Below are 17,319 nucleotides of genomic sequence, written 5' to 3' on the forward strand. Positions count from 1 at the left end.
CATGTCCATTCTCGTCAATAAAGACACAAAGATCCTCGTACAGGGCCTGACCGGCAAGACCGGTACGTTCCACACCGAACAGGCGCTTGCCTATTACGGCACGCAGATGGTCGGCGGTATTCACCCCTCCAAGGGCGGCACCAACTGGACCGGCTCCAAGGGCGAAACCCTGCCGATCTTCGCAACCGTTGCCGAAGCCAAGGAAAAGACCGGTGCAGACGCATCCGTGATCTACGTTCCGCCAGCAGGTGCAGCGGACGCGATCATCGAAGCGATCGACGCCGAGATCCCATTCATCACCTGCATCACCGAAGGTATTCCGGTAGCAGACATGGTTCGCGTCAAGGCTCGCCTCGACCGTTCGAACTCGCGCCTGCTTGGCCCGAACTGCCCAGGTATCCTGACGCCGGAAGAATGCAAGATCGGCATCATGCCGGGCTCGATCTTCCGCAAGGGTTCGGTCGGTATCGTCTCGCGCTCCGGCACGCTGACCTATGAAGCCGTGTTCCAGACATCCAACGAAGGCCTCGGCCAGACGACGGCTGTCGGTATCGGTGGCGACCCGGTCAAGGGTACGGAATTCATCGACGTGCTGGAAATGTTCCTCGCAGACGAAGCCACGACCTCGATCATCATGATCGGCGAAATCGGCGGTTCGGCTGAAGAAGATGCAGCCCAGTTCCTGATCGACGAAGCCAAGAAGGGCCGCAAGAAGCCAATGGCTGGCTTCATTGCCGGTCGTACCGCGCCCAAGGGCCGCACCATGGGTCATGCCGGTGCTGTGGTTTCCGGCGGCAAGGGCGACGCGGAATCGAAGATCTCTGCCATGGAAGCAGCGGGTATCAAGGTTTCGCCCTCTCCGGCACGCCTTGGCAAGACGCTGGTCGAAGTCCTCAAGGGCTGAGACTCACATAATCTGGCAGCGGGCAGGGGCCGGAGACGGTAGCCTGCCCGAAGCCGCATGAAGACGGATGCAAGAGCCTGACCACGATGGGTCGACCGGTTTTCGCGTCTGACATGCAAGACCAGAGGCTTTCGAGCATCCCGGCGTTTCTTCTCAGAAACATGGCGATGCTCAAGCGGCAAGAATGCAAGCGACCGGTCGCGAATGACCATCAACGGGATTGAGGAGGCGGACCACCACGTCCGCGGAAAAACAATGGCAAGGCAAGAAGCCAACGAGCAGTTTCAGATCACGTCGTTTCTCGACGGCGCGAATGCGGCCTATATCGAGCAGCTCTATGCCCGGTACGAGGAGGACCCTTCCTCGGTATCGCCTGAGTGGCAGAGTTTCTTCAAGGGTCTGTCCGACAATCCCGACGATGTGAAGAAGGCCGCCAAGGGCGCCTCCTGGAAGCGCGACAACTGGCCGATCGCGGCTGGCGGTGAGCTGATTTCCGCACTCGACGGCAATTGGGCGACGGTCGAAAAGGCCATCGAGAAGAAGGTTCAGGCCAAGGCCGAAGCCAAGGGTGCTGCGACCGGCAAGCCGGTCTCCGAAGCCGAAGTGCTGCAGGCGACCCGTGACAGCGTTCGCGCTATCATGATGATCCGCGCCTACCGCATGCGCGGCCACCTGCATGCCAAGCTCGATCCGCTCGGCATTGCCAGCGCTGTCGAGGATTACAACGAGCTGTCGCCGAAGTCCTACGGCTTCGAGGAAAGCGACTACGACCGCAAGATTTTCATCGATAACGTGCTTGGTCTCGAATATGCGACCGTGCGCGAGATGATCGATATTCTGGAGCGCACCTACTGCTCCACCATCGGCGTCGAATTCATGCACATGTCCAACCCGGACGAAAAGGGCTGGATCCAGGAACGCATCGAAGGTCCGGACAAGGGCGTGGCCTTCACTGCCGAAGGCAAGAAGGCGATCCTGTCGAAGCTCGTCGAAGCTGAAGGCTACGAGCAGTTCCTCGACGTGCGCTTCAAGGGCACCAAGCGTTTCGGTCTGGATGGCGGTGAATCGCTGATCCCGGCGCTCGAACAGATCATCAAGCGCGGCGGCCAGGACGGTCTGGAAGAAGTCGTTCTCGGTATGGCTCACCGTGGCCGTCTGAACGTCCTGACCAACGTCATGGGCAAGCCGCACCGCGCCGTGTTCCACGAGTTCAAGGGCGGCTCCTTTAAGCCTGACGATGTCGAAGGCTCGGGTGACGTGAAGTACCACCTCGGTGCCTCTTCCGACCGCGAATTCGATGGCAACAAGGTTCACCTGTCGCTGACGGCAAACCCCTCGCACCTGGAAATCGTCAACCCTGTGGTCATGGGCAAGGCCCGCGCCAAGCAGGACCAGTTGGCGAAGGTCTGGGATGGCGACACCATTCCGCTGTCGGAGCGCGCCAAGGTACTGCCGCTTCTGCTGCATGGCGATGCCGCATTCGCAGGTCAGGGTGTCGTTGCCGAAATTCTCGGACTGTCCGGTCTTCGCGGTCACCGCGTTGCCGGCACCATGCACTTCATCATCAACAACCAGATCGGCTTTACGACGAACCCCGCTTTCTCGCGCTCGTCGCCTTATCCGTCCGACGTTGCCAAGATGATCGAAGCGCCGATCTTCCACGTCAATGGCGATGATCCGGAAGCGGTGGTCTATGCGGCCAAGATCGCGACCGAATATCGCATGAAGTTCCACAAGCCTGTCGTCATCGACATGTTCTGCTACCGCCGCTTCGGCCATAACGAAGGCGATGAGCCGTCCTTCACGCAGCCGAAGATGTACAAGGTCATCCGTGGCCACAAGACCGTCGCCCGCATCTATGCCGACCGCCTGATTGCCGAAGGGCTGATGAACGAAGGCGAATTCGAAAAGATGAAGGCCGACTGGCGCGGCCATCTGGAGCAGGAATTCGAAGCCGGCCAGAGCTACAAGCCGAACAAGGCCGACTGGCTGGACGGTCAGTGGTCGGGTCTGCGCGCCGCCGACAATGCCGACGAGCAGCGTCGCGGCAAGACCGGCGTGCCGATGAAGCAGCTGAAGGAAATCGGCAAGAAGCTGTCGACCATTCCGGAAGGCTTTACCGCGCACCGCACGATCCAGCGTTTCATGGAAAACCGCGCACAGATGGTCGAAACCGGTGAAGGAATCGATTGGGCGATGGCCGAAGCCTTTGCCTTCGGTTCGCTTGCCGTCGACGGCCACAAGATCCGTCTTTCCGGTCAGGATTGCGAACGCGGCACCTTCTCGCAGCGTCACTCGGTTCTCTACGATCAGGAGACAGAAGAGCGCTACATTCCGCTGGCAAACCTGTCGCCGACCCAGGCGCGTTACGAAGTCATCAACTCGATGCTGTCTGAAGAAGCCGTTCTCGGTTTTGAATATGGCTATTCGCTTGCTCGTCCGAATGCGCTGACCCTTTGGGAAGCCCAGTTCGGCGACTTCGCCAACGGCGCCCAGGTGGTGTTCGACCAGTTCATCTCGTCTGGTGAACGCAAGTGGCTTCGCATGTCCGGTCTCGTCTGCCTTCTGCCGCATGGCTATGAAGGTCAGGGTCCGGAGCACTCTTCCGCCCGTCTGGAGCGTTTCCTCCAGCTTTGCGCCGAAGACAACATGCAGGTTGCCAACTGCACCACGCCTGCCAACTACTTCCACATTCTGCGCCGTCAGGTGAAGCGCGACTTCCGCAAGCCGCTGATCATGATGACGCCGAAGTCCCTACTGCGCCACAAGCGTGCGACCTCGTCTCTGACGGAAATGGCGGGCGAATCCTCCTTCCACCGTCTGCTGTGGGACGATGCGGAAGTCATCAAGGACGGTCCGATCAAGCTGCAGAAGGATTCCAAGATCCGTCGCGTCGTGCTCTGCACCGGCAAGGTCTATTACGACCTTCTGGAAGAGCGTGAGAAGCGCGGTGTGGACGATGTCTACCTGCTGCGTATCGAACAGCTCTATCCGTTCCCGGCCAAGGCGCTCATCAACGAGCTGTCCCGCTTCCGCAATGCGGAGATGGTCTGGTGCCAGGAAGAGCCGAAGAACATGGGCGCGTGGTCCTTCATCGACCCGTATCTCGAATGGGTTCTGGCGCATATCGACGCCAAGTACCAGAAGGTCCGTTACACGGGCCGTCCGGCTGCCGCCTCTCCGGCGACCGGCCTGATGTCCAAGCATCTGGCGCAGCTTGCTGCGTTCCTCGAAGACGCATTGGGAGAGTAACCGCTCTCCCGCTTCGACCCTCGCAACAAAGACACCTGAATAACGGAACGATAACATGGCCACTGAAATCCGCGTACCAACACTGGGTGAGTCCGTCAGCGAAGCGACTGTCGGGACCTGGTTCAAGAAAGTCGGCGATACCGTCAAGGCTGACGAGCCGCTAGTCGAACTGGAAACCGATAAGGTTACCGTCGAAGTCCCGGCTCCTGCCTCCGGCGTGCTGACCGAGATCGTTGCCCAGAATGGCGAAACCGTCGGCCTCGACGCACTCCTCGGCCAGATCGCCGAAGGTGCTGCCGGTGCCGCAACCTCTGCACCGGCTCCTGCCGCTCCTGCTCCTGCTGCCGCTCCGACTCCTGCCGCAGCGCCTGCTGCTGCAGCACCGGCGCCTGCCACTTCCGGCTCGGTTCCGCCAGCGCCTGCTGCCGGCAAGCTCCTGTCGGAAAACAACCTGTCTGCCGATCAGGTCGATGGTTCGGGCAAGCGCGGTCAGGTTCTGAAGGGTGACGTTCTGGCTGCTGTCGCCAAGGGCGTCTCGGCTCCTGCCGCTGCCCCTGCACCGGTTGCCGCAGCGCGTCCGGTTTCTGCAGAGCAGGACGCCGTTCGCGAAGAGCGCGTGAAGATGACGCGCCTGCGCCAGACGATTGCTCGCCGCCTCAAGGACGCGCAGAACACTGCCGCCATGCTGACCACCTATAACGAGGTGGACATGAAGGCGGTCATGGATCTGCGCAACCGCTACAAGGACGTGTTCGAGAAGAAGCACGGCGTCAAGCTCGGCTTCATGGGCTTCTTCACCAAGGCCGTGACCCACGCGCTGAAGGAACTGCCTGCCGTCAATGCCGAGATCGACGGCAACGACATCATCTACAAGAACTATTGTCACGTCGGCATGGCTGTCGGCACGGACAAGGGTCTTGTCGTTCCAGTCATCCGCGATGCGGACCAGCTCTCCATCGCTGGCGTCGAAAAGGAACTTGGCCGTCTTGCCAAGGCAGCCCGCGATGGCTCGCTCGGCATGGCAGACATGCAGGGCGGAACCTTCACCATCACCAATGGTGGCGTTTACGGTTCGCTGATGTCCTCGCCGATCCTCAACGCACCGCAGTCCGGCATTCTCGGCATGCACAAGATCCAGGAGCGTCCGGTCGCCATCGGCGGTCAGGTCGTCATCCGTCCGATGATGTATCTGGCGCTCTCCTACGATCACCGCATCGTTGACGGCAAGGAAGCCGTGACCTTCCTCGTGCGCGTCAAGGAAAGCCTGGAAGATCCGGAACGTCTGGTTCTCGATCTCTAATCGACTTGCTTTTCGTTTCAGCGGGGTTTCAAGTGAAATCCCGCTGAATTCCTATAAGGAGCATCCCTTGCAACCGACATTCCTCGCCGCTTCGCCCTTTCTGCCGGTTATCGGCTTGAGCGTCATGATCCTCGTGATCCATGTGATGTTGCAGGCGCTAATCGCGACCAAGGAGCTTGGGCGCGAGTGGAATGCCGGTCCGCGTGATGATGAGCGCCAGGCCAAGGGCAAGCTTGCCGGTCGCGCCAAGCGCGCTTCGGCTAATTTTCGCGAGACCTATCCGGCCTTCATCGCTCTCGCTTTCGGCGTGATCATGGCGGGCGACCCGTCCGGTTTTGCTTTGATCGGCGCATGGATCTGGTTGGTGTGCCGCATCATCTACATCCCGCTCTATCTGATGGGCATACCTTATATCCGGTCCCTCATCTGGGTCGGATCGATGATCGGCTTGCTGCTGATGTTCTTCGTATTGATGTTCTGAAGGCGGTCAAATCATGCACCAGTATGTCGTCGAACTTGCATCCCTGATGGCCATTTTTGCATTCGCGATCGTCTCCCCCGGCGCTGACCTCGCCATGGTCATGCGTCAGGCCATGGTACATGGGCGCCGCGAGGCCATCATAACCAGCTTCGGTATCGGCACGTCGCTGATGTTTCACGTCACCTACACGATCCTCGGTCTTGGCCTGATCATCTCGCAGTCGATCTATCTCTTCAATATCGTCAAGTGGCTCGGCGTCGCTTACCTCATCTATATCGGCATCAAGGCCCTGCGCGCTGGCAAGATGGAACTGCCGGAGGTTTCGGAGAACGCGGTGGCGCATAAGCGTCAGTCCGCTCTCAAATCCTTCACGCTTGGCTTTGCCGCCAATGCGCTGAACCCGAAGCCGGTCTTCTTCTTCCTGTCCATCTTCTCCACCGTGGTGCATGCCCACAAGCCGGTCATGATCAAGTTCGGCTACGGCATCGTCATGGCAAGCTGCCTCATCGCATGGTTCGTCGGCGTCAGCCTCTTCATGACGACGCCGCGCATGCGCTCAGCCTTTGCCCGCGCCAGCCAGTGGATCGACCGTACCAGCGGCGTGGTCTTCATTGCGCTTGGCATCAAGCTCGCAACCGAAAAAGCGGCCTGACATGCAGTTGCGACACGGCAGGGTAGGCGCTGATGACTGAAGGTCCGGTTCTTCTCGTGACGGGTGGCAGCCGTGGTATTGGTGCGGCCACCGCGCGTCTCGCCGCCAACCGCGGATGGCGCGTGCTCATCAATTACGCCACCAACGAAGCGGCGGCACAAAGCGTGGCCGATTACGTTGCCCGCGATGGCGGCACTGCCCATATCGTGCAGGGCGACACTGGGACTGAAGAGGGCATCGCCTCGATCTTTGCCGCATTGGATAGCCGCTTCGGTCGCATCGACGGCCTGGTCAACAATGCCGGCGTCGTCGACCAGACGGCCCGCGTCGATGAGTATTCGCGCGAGCGGCTCGACCGGATGTTTGCGATCAACGTCATCGGCAAGATCCGCTGTGCCTCCGAAGCCGTCCTCCGCATGTCCACAAAGCATGGTGGGCGCGGCGGCTCGATCGTCAACATTTCGTCGATGGCTGCAGTGCTTGGAAGTGCCGGCCAGTATGTGGACTATGCCGCGTCCAAGGGGGCGGTGGACACGTTCACCATTGGTCTGTCACGGGAAGTCGCCGCGGAGGGTATCCGCGTCAACGCGATCCGCCCCGGCATCATCGATACCGACATCCATGCATCGGGTGGGCTGCCGAACCGTGCAACGGATCTGGCCCCCATCGTGCCGATGCAAAGACCCGGTACAGCTCAGGAGATCGCGGACGCGATCCTCTATCTTCTTTCGCCCGAGGCGTCCTATGTGACGGGCGCCATATTGAATGTGAGCGGCGGCAGATAGCTGCCCAACAATAAAGGAAATCCAATGGCTTATGATGTAGTTGTTATCGGTACCGGCCCTGGTGGTTATGTTTGCGCCGTCAAGGCCGCACAGCTCGGTCTCAAGGTCGCCGTTGTCGAGAAGCGCGCCACCTATGGCGGCACCTGCCTGAATGTTGGTTGCATTCCTTCCAAGGCACTGCTGCATGCATCGGAAATGTTCGCCCATGTTGCCCATGGCATGGATAGCCTCGGCATCGAAGTTGCAGCACCGACGCTCAATCTTGAGAAGATGATGGGGCACAAGGACGGCGTGGTGAAAGCCAATGTCGATGGCGTGGCCTTCCTCTTCAAGAAGAACAAGATCGATGCCTTCCAGGGCACCGGCAAGGTCGTGTCCGCCGGCAAGGTGTCCGTCACCGCCGAAGATGGCTCGGTGCAGGAACTGGAAACCAAGAACATCGTGATTGCCACGGGTTCGGATGTCGCTGGCATCCCAGGCGTTCAGGTCGATCTTGACGAGCAGATCATTGTCTCCTCCACCGGCGCGATTGCGTTGCCGAAGGTTCCGGAAAAGCTCATCGTCGTTGGTGGCGGTGTGATCGGTCTCGAACTCGGTTCCGTCTGGCAGCGTCTCGGCGCCAAGGTCACCGTCGTCGAATATCTCGACAACATTCTCGGTAGCATGGATGGCGAACTGTCCAAGCAGGCGCAGCGTTTGTTTGCCAAACAGGGCATCGACTTCAAGCTTGGCGCCAAGGTAACGGCGGTCGAAAAGACCGGCGCAGGCGCCAAGGTCACGTTCGAGCCGGTCAAGGGCGGTGCGGCTGAAACGCTGGAAGCCGATGTTGTTCTGATCTCCACCGGTCGCAAGCCCTACACCGACGGTCTTGGCCTTGCCGAAGCCGGTGTTGCGCTCGACAGCCGCGGTCGCGTTGAAATCGACGGTCACTACAAGACCAATGTTGCCGGCATCTACGCCATTGGCGACGTGGTCAAGGGCCCGATGCTGGCGCACAAAGCAGAAGATGAAGGCGTGGCACTCGCCGAAATCCTTGCCGGTCAGCACGGCCACGTCAATTACGACGTCATTCCGGGCGTGGTCTACACCCAGCCGGAAGTTGCCTCCGTCGGCAAGACCGAAGAAGAACTGAAGGCCGCAGGCATCGCCTACAAGGTCGGCAAGTTCCCCTTCACCGCCAATGGCCGCGCACGCGCCATGCAGGTCACCGACGGCTTCGTCAAGATCCTCGCAGACAAGGAAACCGATCGCGTTCTTGGCGGCCACATCCTCGGATTTGGCGCTGGCGAACTGATCCAGGAAATCTCGGTTCTGATGGAATTCAGCGGTTCGTCCGAAGATCTGGGTCGTACCTGCCATGCGCATCCGACCATGTCGGAAGCGGTGAAGGAAGCGGCACTCGCAACCTTCTTCAAGCCGATCCACATGTAATCGGCGCGTTCGGCTCTCTCGCAGGTGAGGCGGGCCGAACATTCTATTTCGGTAAGCTTGAAAGCCGCATCTTGTTCTTCAGGATGCGGCTTTTATTGTGGCCTTTCGAACAACTCCATCGAGAGGGATAGTCCATGGGTTCAACGTCCGTCACCGGCTACAGCATTCCGCAGAAAGCGCTCCACTGGATGATGGCGCTGCTCATCTTCTTCAACCTCATCTTTTCCGATGGCATGGAACACTGGAACCGGTTGATGCGCCGCGGCGAGCCGATCACGCCGGACGATATTTTCTCAGCCAATATCCATGCCTATGTCGGAATCGCCATTCTGGTGCTCTGTCTTGTGCGTCTCTGTCTTCGGGTGGTGCAAGGGGTGCCTGCGGCGCCTGCCGACGAGCCGCCAATCGCAAAGCTGGTCGCCAAGGTTACCCACTGGGCTTTCTACGCAATCTTCCTGGCCATGCCTCTCAGCGGCATCGGCAAATATTACTTCGGCAATGACATTGCAGGAGAGCTGCATGGCGGACCGATCAAGATTCTGCTGTGGGCACTGATCGGCTTGCACATTCTGGGCGTGCTGGTTCACCAGTTCCTCTGGCGTACCAACCTGCTGCGCCGCATGGCCTGAAGCGTCGGGCAAATGAGACGAGGGGCGGGCTACTTGATCGCGACCTGCCCCTCGGGGTTTCTACAAGACCAAGCTACGCGCGAATGGCGTGGAGGTACTGGAAGTGGCGCTCATACTGTTCCAGCACATCCTGGATCAGTTCGTCCTTTGAGAACTCCATGACGTCGTAATCCTGGCCGCCATCGAGGAGGAAGACCTCGGCACGGTAGTAATATTCGGCGCGTCGGCGGTTGCTCTGGCTTTCGAAGAAGCTATAGCCCGGGGTCTCGTAGCGGCGCATGCGCACGCCATAGACGAATTCCTCCGGCTCACCAGGCGCTACCGTAAGCTTCAGCTTGCCCGGCTCTTCGCCAAGTGTCGTGACCAGTGAACGTTTTTCCAGTTCGGTCGCCACGGCGCGTAGCGCCTCGGTGGCGATGCCGCTCATGAAGCGTTCGCCTTCTGCCTTTGACGGATGATGCAGAATGCCCTGCAACTGTCGCTGCCAGGAGACCGCGTTGCGCGGTCGCAGGTTTTGGACCAACGCGTTCTGGCGCGCACCCTCGCGTCTCAGACCCTTCCACAGGCCCCAGCACATCAACAGCATGACGAAGGTGAAGGGTAGGGCGCCTGCTATGGAGGCCGTTTGCAAGGCGTCGAGGCCGCCCGCGTAGAGCAGGATCGCGCCGATGACACCGGATATGATGGCCCAGAAAACACGGCGCGCCACTGGTCCGTCTTCACGTCCGCCCGATGTCAGCGTATCGATGACGAGTGCTGCCGAATCCGCCCCTGTGACGAAGAAGAAGACGATCAGCGCCATTGCGAACCAGGACACGTAAAGTCCAAGCGGAAACTGTTCCAGAAGCACGAAGAGCGCCAGCGATACATCCTTCGACACGGCCTCGGAGACGGCAGTGGTGGCGCCCGTCAGGTGGAGCGACAGGGCCGTATCGCCAAAGACGGTCATCCAGGCGAAGCTGAAGCCAGCCGGCACGATAAGAACACCGGCGATGAATTCACGGATGGTGCGACCCCGCGAGATGCGCGCGATGAACATGCCGACGAAGGGCGACCAGGCAATCCACCAGCCCCAGTAGAACAGCGTCCAGTTGCCGAGCCATTTGCTTGGACCCTCATCCGGCGAATAGGCGTACATGTAAAAGGTGCGCATGACGAAGTGATCGAGATAGGCGCCTAGATTCTGGACGAAGGCGCGCATCAGGAAGGTCGTCGGCCCCATGACAAAGACGAAGAGCATCAGCGCGACGGCCATCAACATGTTCATGTTGGACAGAAACTTGATGCCCTTGTCGAGGCCTGTCGCCACGGAGACGGTCGCCATCGCGGTGATGATGACGATGAGCGGTAGCTGCACCCAAAACGAGATCGACCAGCCGAGCACGTGGTTGAAGCCGGCATTGACCTGAAGCACACCAAGTCCAAGCGATGTCGCGACGCCGAACAACGTACCAATAACGGCAAAGATATCGACGGCGTTTCCAATCGGACCGTAGATGCGGTCTCCGATCAGAGGATAGAGCGCCGAGCGCATGGTGAGTGGAAGACCATGGCGGAAGGAGAAGTAGGCAAGCGACAGGCCGATAACCGCGTAAACGGCCCAGGCATGCAGGCCCCAATGGAAATAGCTGATTTCCATCGCGGTTCTCGCCGCTTCGACCGTCTCTGGGTCGCCGATCGGCGGTGCGGTGAAATGCTTGATTGGCTCGGCAACGCCGAAGAAGACCAGACCGATGCCCATGCCGGCTGCAAACAGCATGGAGAACCATGCGCTATAACTGTAGTCCGGCTCCGCATGGTTCGGACCGAGCTTGATGCGGCCATAGCTGGAACAGCCAAGATAGAGCATGAAGATCAGAAAGATCGCGACCGACAGCAGGTAGACCCAACCGAGTTCAGTAACAATCCATGACTGTACCGCACTGAAGACGGAAGCGGAGCCCTGAGGCCAGATGACGCCGGCCAGCACGAAGATGGCGGTCAAACCGGCCGACCAGAAAAATACGGGTTTATTGACGCCTTCCATCAATCCCATAGGCTTCGTGTCTTCAGACGCTTGTTCCTCGCCCATCTGTTTTCCCTCTCAATCGATAACGTGATCAAATACCTATTGCGCGGGCGCGCATGCCCCACGCTAAACGCGCCCATGCCGCAAATGTATTGCGCGCCAAATAGTTGCGTATGCATGTCCGTTTTCGTACGCGGCCTCTAATACACGCTGAAGCCGAAGCTGCCGAAGTCGCAGCAGCGTCGGATTGTCGCGTATTCGCGCCTTACGAAAAGGACCATAGTCCCTCTTGGGGAAACCGAGGTGGAAGGCGAAGCGTTGGTGACGAGAGATTTGAGCAACATATTGCCGGGCGCGGATTGGCGCGATTGCTTCGAGGGGAAGGTAGACGATCTGAGGCCGCACTCGCTCGATGTCGCTCGGCGTCTTCTCGATCATCCGCCGGCTTGGATCAGCGGGTTGATGGCGCTCCGCAACACCATCGTCGCAGTCTTCGGTTTGAAAACGGTGGCGCTGGCGGCAGGCGAGCCAGCCGGTGGCTTTCCTGTCATCTCGTCTTCACCGGAGCGGACGGTGCTTGGTTTCGACGACCGCCATCTGGATTTCAGGATCGTAGTGGATTTCGAAGAAAGGACAGGCGGCACTTTGGTCCGCGTGACAACTCTGGTTCGACGCAAGAACCTGTTCGGCCGGATGTACCTTCTCGCCGTCGGGCCGTTTCACCGTCGCATCGTGCCGGCGACAATGCGACCCTTTTGCACGCAAATTCATCCGGTCTTGCTTACGGAAAACCGTTAGTTTGCCGGGCTCAGCGTAAAGCCCTTTTTCCGCAGCAGTTCGATCACGCCCTCATTGCCCGGCAGGTGAAGCGCGCCGACGGCCATGAACACGCCGCCTTCATCGAGGTAGTGTTCGGCGCGATCCGCCATCACGTGGTTACGGTCGGTGATCAGCCGTTGTTCGAAAGCGGCGTAACCGTCATCGGAGTTTTTGTCCTTTGTGGGGTCGATGCTTTTCATCATCGGCGTGATCGTGGCGATCTCGCCCTTTAGATAAAGGTCGATCATGGTGGCCATGAGGTCCTCCATCTTGTCACCCATGTCCAGCATCTCGATCAGCGACTGCACATGAAATGTCATGGGCAACTCGGACATGGCGGTCAATTGCTCCGCCACCGTTTCCAGCCCGACGAGATGCTTGCCTTGTTTCAAAGCGTCATTGGCAAGCTTCATGTCGAGAAATTCGGCACCCTTTGCCTTGCGGGCCAGTTCGCAGGCGGGCAGGGCAACGAAGCTGGACAGGATCCATGGCTTCATCTTCATCACCGCATTCAGCGGTATGCCGCGCTCCTTTAGACCGCGTTCAAGCTTTGCCACATCCTCCTTGGGCAACATATCGGTGATCGACTTGCCATCGAGAAACATTGTGAGTTCAGGCTTGGCAAGCAGTGAGCCGGTAGCCTTCTTTTCGTCTGTGATCTCATCGGATTCGACGATGACTGTCTGGGCATTCGAGAAGGCTTCCTTCGCGCCCTTGGGCATCGCAACTACGCGCGAATCCGCAAGATGCATGGTGCCGAGAAGCCAGGAAGGTTGCTTGCCTTCCTTCTCAATCTTCCAGAGAGTGCCTCTGCCGTTCGGCGTCTTTTCCGCCTCGGCAACGATCGCGGCATAGGCAGCCGGATCGGTCTTTTGCATGTCGACAAGAATATCCTTGCCGCCACAGGTCACGTCGCCATTTTCGGCGGCGCCCGCTTCCGATATGGTAAAGAGCGTCATGAGCAGAATGGAAAGCGCAGCCACGTGCAGGGCGGCAAGTAGCCACAGAAGTGCGTTGCCGAACCGGCCCATCAAGAGTGCTGTCAGGCCTTGCGGCCGCAAGAGAACGGTCATCGAATCACCTCCGTCTGCGTGTTATGGCTTATAGGGGAGGGGATTTGCACGGACGGTTAATGCTCATGGTTTCCAATGTGTTAACAAGGTCTCAAGCCCTTGGGTGGGCCTTGTCGTAAATGTCCAGCAGGCGTGCCGTATCGACACCGGTATAGATCTGCGTCGTCGACAGGCTGGCGTGGCCGAGGAGTTCCTGAATGGTGCGGAGATCGCCGCCGCCTGCCAGAAGATGGGTGGCGAAGGAATGGCGCAGCGCATGCGGCGTGGCGTTATCCGGCAGGTTGAAGGCGCTGCGCATCTTTTGCATTTCGCGCTGGATGATGGCTGGCTGGAGCTTGCCGCCGCGTGCGCCGAGAAAGATCGGCTCTTCGTTTGAGAGCGCATAGGGGCAGAGCTTGCGATAGGCCTCCACCGCTTCCAGCACCACGGGCAGCAGCGGCACGAGCCGCATCTTCTTGCCCTTGCCGATGACGCGAAGACTCCTGGCGCCTGCCGGAAAGTCGGAGGGCCTGAGATCGAGTGCTTCGGAGATACGAAGACCGCAGCCATAAAGCAGTGCCAGCACTGCCGCGTTGCGCGCGGCAATCCACGGCTCCTCTGCCAGTTGCCCCTCTTGGGTGGTAATCCTCAGCGCCTGACCATCTGTCAGCGGTTTGGGCAGCGACTTTGGCTGTTTGGGCGCGCGCATGGCGGTGGCACCTGCGGCATTGACCAGCCCGGTCTTCTCCAGAAAGCGCAAGAGGGAGCGTAGACCCGCCAGATTGCGCCCGAGCGAACGTGCGCCTGTGCCCTCTTTGCGCCGCCCAGCCAGAAACGCGCGCAGATCGGTGGCGCGGAGATTTTTGATATCCTTGATGCGGGCGGGATGGCCGTTATAGCCGGTCATGAAGATCAGGAACTGGCGCGTGTCGCGCTCATAGGCATCGAGCGTGTGGCGCGACAAACGGCGCTCGTCTTCCAGACCGGCCAGCCATTTCCGGCGCTTTTCCAGAAGCTCCGGATCGGCAAAAGTGAGAATTTCGTCCACGTCGTGCATCCCGTTTCGATTGGGTATCCATCATAGGCTTATGCGGTCAGTATTTGGTTAAAGGCTCGATAACGGCGTGAGACCTTTGCCCAGTTGCGTGTTCGAAAACCGTTCCGATTTTCCTGCCGATGCTATAGAGGTTCCCTTTTCGTTTCCTAAAGGACAATGTCGCCGCAACCATGGCAGACGATTCGACCGATCTTTTTGGCGCTTTATTTGGCCCTGCATCCGGCGGCATGAAACCGGGTGACGCTTCGCCAACCGTTGCCGTTCCCGTTCTGGTGCCTATGCCGGCGCCGGGGCCCTATAGCTATGGCGTGCCGGAGGATATGGTGGTGGAGCCCGGCTCCATCGTGCAGGTGCCGCTCGGTCCGCGACAGGTCATCGGCGTGGTGTGGGACAAAAGCGACGGGCCGCCCGTCGACCCGAAGAAGCTTCGCCCGATCACGAAAACCTTCGACTGCCCGCCGCTTCGCGAAGAGATGCGCCGCTTCATCGATTGGGTGGCATCCTATACGCTCTCGCCGCCGGGGCTGGTGGCGAAGATGGCATTGCGTGCGCCCGCCGCCTTCGATCCGGAGCCGATGGTCGAAGGATTGCGGCTGACCGAAGCCCGGCCTGAACGGCTCACCCCCGCCCGCGAGCGGGTAATCGAACTTGCCGGTGAAGGTCACGGCTGGACGCGCAGCGGGCTTGCCCATGTCGCGGGTGTCTCCACCAGTGTCGTCGAGGGGCTCGCCAAGCAGGGCGTGTTCGAAACCATCTTTCTGTCGGCACCTCCCGTGGTGGCAGAGCCCGATCCGGAATATGCGCCCTCGCGACTGGAAGGTCCGCAGAAGCAGGCCGCATCCGAAATTCTGGAGGACGTGCGCAAAGGCGGCTTTGCCGTGTCGCTGATCGATGGCGTGACGGGCTCCGGCAAGACGGAAGTCTATTTCGAGGCGGTTGCCGAGACCCTGCGCCAAGGCAAGCAGGTGCTGATCCTGTTGCCAGAAATCGCGCTGACCGCCGCCTTCCTCGATCGCTTCGAGGATCGCTTCGGCTCGCGTCCGGCAGAATGGCATTCCGATATTTCGCCGCGCATGCGCGAGAGAGTTTGGCGCCAGGCGGTGACGGGCGAGGTCCGGGTCGTGGCGGGAGCGCGTTCTGCACTCTTCCTGCCCTTCGACAATCTCGGCCTCATCATCGTCGATGAAGAGCACGACCCAGCCTACAAGCAGGAAGACCGCGTCTTCTATAATGCGCGTGACATGGCGGTGGTGCGCGCGCGCATCGGTGATTTCCCGATCGTGCTGGTGTCCGCCACGCCTTCGGTGGAAAGCCAGGTGAACGGCAATTCCGGTCGCTACAACACCATTCATCTGCACACGCGCTTCGGCGATGCGGCCATGCCCGATCTGCATCTGGTCGATATGCGCCGTCACCCGCCCGAACGTGGGGGCTTTCTCTCGCCCGTCCTGTTGCGCGGTATTGCCAAGACCATCGCGAAGGGAGAGCAGGCGCTGCTCTTCCTCAACCGTCGTGGTTATGCGCCGCTGACGCTCTGCCGTGTGTGCGGTCATCGCTTCCAGTGCCCGCAATGTTCAAGCTGGCTGGTGGAGCACCGGTTCCGCAGTCAGCTGCAATGCCATCAATGTGGACACAGCGAGCCGACGCCGGATCATTGCCCGGAATGCGGCACCTTCGACCATCTGGCCGCCTGCGGTCCAGGGGTGGAGCGTATTGCTGAAGAGGTCGAGAAGCATTTTCCAGAAGCCCGCACGATCGTACTGTCCTCCGACCTGATGGGCGTGAAGCGCCTGCGGCTGGAACTCGAAGCGATTGTCAAGGGCGAGGCGGATATCGTCATCGGCACTCAGCTCGTCGCCAAAGGGCATAACTTCCCGCTGATGACGCTGGTCGGCATTGTCGACGCCGATCTAGGGCTTGCCAATGGTGATCCGCGCGCAGCCGAGCGCACCTTCCAGCTCTTGTCGCAGGTGACGGGCCGTGCCGGTCGAACCGGGCGCAAGAGCCATGGTCTATTGCAGACCTACCAGCCGCAACATCCGGTGATGCAGGCGATCGTGTCGGGTGATGCGGAAGCATTCTATGAGCGCGAAATCATCGAGCGCGAAAAGGCGCTCTTGCCGCCCTTTGGGCGTCTGGCCTCCATCATCGTGTCCGCCGATAGCCGGGCGGAAGCGGAAACCCATGCGCGAGCGCTTCGCGCCTCGGCTCCGCAAGCGCCGGGCATCATGCTGCTCGGTCCGGCGGAAGCGCCACTCGCCTTGATCCGTGGACGCCATCGCTTCCGGCTTCTGGTCCATGGCAAGCGCAATTCCGACATGCAGTCCTTCCTGCGGGCGATGATCACCAATGGCCCGAAGGAGCGCGGCTCCATCCACGTGCAGACCGATATCGATCCGCAAAGCTTCCTGTAAGGGCTGTGGCACGACCATCTTTCGGCCTCGCTCCCGCCGTGGCATAAGGCGGCCCGAGGGATTCGCAATTTGGGGATGATCAATGGAGTTTTACTTTCCGACAGAGCTGGGTGAACAGCTCGCTTTCGGGGCAGCGGTGTTGTCGTCGCTGATAGGCCTGCTGGTGATGTTTGCGCCGATGATCACCTTCCGTCTTTTCGGGCTTCAGGTGACGGGCGAACGCCGCGATGGTCTGGTGTTGATCCGCTCCTCGCTTGCCGGACTTTATCTCGGCCTGGGTGTGTCCGCGCTTCTGCTCGCCCAGCCCATGGTCTATCTGGCATTTGGCGCGGCTTTCGCACTTGCGGTCTTCGGCGCGCTGCTTTCCATCCTGTCGGATGGAGGCGCAACGCTTCGCAATTTATTACTTATGGTTGTGCATGTTGTTCTTGCTGCTTTCCCGCTGATGTATGTTTTCGGCCTCGTTTAACATCGGCTTCAAAGCATTTCCTCCCGCTGGTAGCGTCACAAGCGCGTCATTGGGAAAATTAAACCG

14 protein-coding genes are annotated in these 17,319 nt (G+C 59.8%); 11 read left to right on the plus strand and 3 right to left on the minus strand.

Annotation, left to right across the window (positions count from 1 at the left end; genetic code table 11):
- Position 1: 1 nt before the first annotated feature.
- The 8 genes from sucD to QZ869_RS16490 all read left to right on the plus strand — a co-directional run bounded on the left by sucD (position 2) and on the right by QZ869_RS16490 (position 9,434).
- Positions 2-904, plus strand: coding sequence for a succinate--CoA ligase subunit alpha (gene sucD, locus QZ869_RS16455; RefSeq protein ID WP_296035224.1), 903 nt, complete (start codon positions 2-4; stop codon positions 902-904).
- Positions 905-1,159: 255 nt separating this feature from the next.
- Positions 1,160-4,156, plus strand: a complete 2,997-nt coding sequence (locus tag QZ869_RS16460) for a 2-oxoglutarate dehydrogenase E1 component (protein ID WP_296020415.1) — start codon at positions 1,160-1,162, stop codon at positions 4,154-4,156.
- Between the two features lie 55 nt (positions 4,157-4,211).
- Positions 4,212-5,456, plus strand: coding sequence for a 2-oxoglutarate dehydrogenase complex dihydrolipoyllysine-residue succinyltransferase (gene odhB / locus QZ869_RS16465; RefSeq protein WP_296105965.1), 1,245 nt, complete (start codon positions 4,212-4,214; stop codon positions 5,454-5,456).
- 67 nt (positions 5,457-5,523) lie between these two features.
- Positions 5,524-5,937: an MAPEG family protein gene (locus tag QZ869_RS16470; RefSeq protein WP_296020412.1), complete on the plus strand. Its 414-nt coding sequence runs from the start codon at positions 5,524-5,526 to the stop codon at positions 5,935-5,937.
- A gap of 13 nt (positions 5,938-5,950) precedes the next feature.
- Entirely contained in the window at positions 5,951-6,589 is a 639-nt protein-coding gene (locus tag QZ869_RS16475) for a LysE family translocator (RefSeq protein WP_296105968.1), read from the plus strand.
- Between the two features lie 32 nt (positions 6,590-6,621).
- Complete coding sequence (locus QZ869_RS16480) at positions 6,622-7,374, plus strand: SDR family oxidoreductase (RefSeq protein ID WP_296105969.1); 753 nt, start codon at positions 6,622-6,624, stop codon at positions 7,372-7,374.
- Between the two features lie 24 nt (positions 7,375-7,398).
- The gene (gene lpdA, locus QZ869_RS16485) at positions 7,399-8,805 is read left to right on the plus strand and encodes a dihydrolipoyl dehydrogenase (RefSeq protein ID WP_296105971.1); all 1,407 of its coding nucleotides are present in this window, start codon (positions 7,399-7,401) and stop codon (positions 8,803-8,805) included.
- 134 nt (positions 8,806-8,939) lie between these two features.
- Positions 8,940-9,434 (plus strand): cytochrome b/b6 domain-containing protein, encoded by a 495-nt coding sequence (locus QZ869_RS16490; RefSeq protein ID WP_296020404.1) that lies wholly within the window; start codon positions 8,940-8,942, stop codon positions 9,432-9,434.
- A 73-nt stretch (positions 9,435-9,507) separates the two neighbouring features.
- Here QZ869_RS16490 and QZ869_RS16495 read toward each other — a convergent pair whose 3' ends face one another.
- A complete protein-coding gene (locus QZ869_RS16495) occupies positions 9,508-11,505 on the minus strand; it encodes a BCCT family transporter (protein WP_296081299.1) in 1,998 nt (665 codons plus the stop codon).
- A gap of 270 nt (positions 11,506-11,775) precedes the next feature.
- On the opposite strand from QZ869_RS16495, the gene QZ869_RS16500 reads away from it, so the two are divergent.
- Complete coding sequence (locus tag QZ869_RS16500) at positions 11,776-12,240, plus strand: DUF2867 domain-containing protein (protein ID WP_296105973.1); 465 nt, start codon at positions 11,776-11,778, stop codon at positions 12,238-12,240.
- Here QZ869_RS16500 and QZ869_RS16505 read toward each other — a convergent pair.
- Together QZ869_RS16505 and QZ869_RS16510 are read right to left on the minus strand one after the other, a co-directional pair.
- Positions 12,237-13,334 carry a TraB/GumN family protein gene (locus tag QZ869_RS16505; RefSeq protein ID WP_296105974.1) on the minus strand — a complete coding sequence of 366 codons (1,098 nt, stop codon included), beginning with the start codon at positions 13,332-13,334 and terminating at the stop codon, positions 12,237-12,239. The genes QZ869_RS16500 and QZ869_RS16505 overlap by 4 nt on opposite strands.
- A 91-nt stretch (positions 13,335-13,425) precedes the next feature.
- Entirely contained in the window at positions 13,426-14,361 is a 936-nt protein-coding gene (locus QZ869_RS16510) for a tyrosine recombinase XerC (RefSeq protein ID WP_296105975.1), read from the minus strand.
- Positions 14,362-14,540: 179 nt separating this feature from the next.
- Here QZ869_RS16510 and QZ869_RS16515 point away from each other — a divergent pair, with 179 nt between their 5' ends.
- Both QZ869_RS16515 and QZ869_RS16520 read left to right on the plus strand, forming a co-directional pair.
- Positions 14,541-16,784, plus strand: a complete 2,244-nt coding sequence (locus QZ869_RS16515; protein ID WP_296105978.1) for a primosomal protein N' — start codon at positions 14,541-14,543, stop codon at positions 16,782-16,784.
- Positions 16,785-16,866: 82 nt separating this feature from the next.
- Positions 16,867-17,253, plus strand: a complete 387-nt coding sequence (locus QZ869_RS16520; RefSeq protein WP_296037749.1) for a DUF4345 domain-containing protein — start codon at positions 16,867-16,869, stop codon at positions 17,251-17,253.
- Positions 17,254-17,319 lie beyond the last annotated feature (66 nt).

The organism is uncultured Agrobacterium sp., assembly GCF_913777885.1.
In the GTDB taxonomy this organism is placed as follows: domain Bacteria; phylum Pseudomonadota; class Alphaproteobacteria; order Rhizobiales; family Rhizobiaceae; genus Agrobacterium.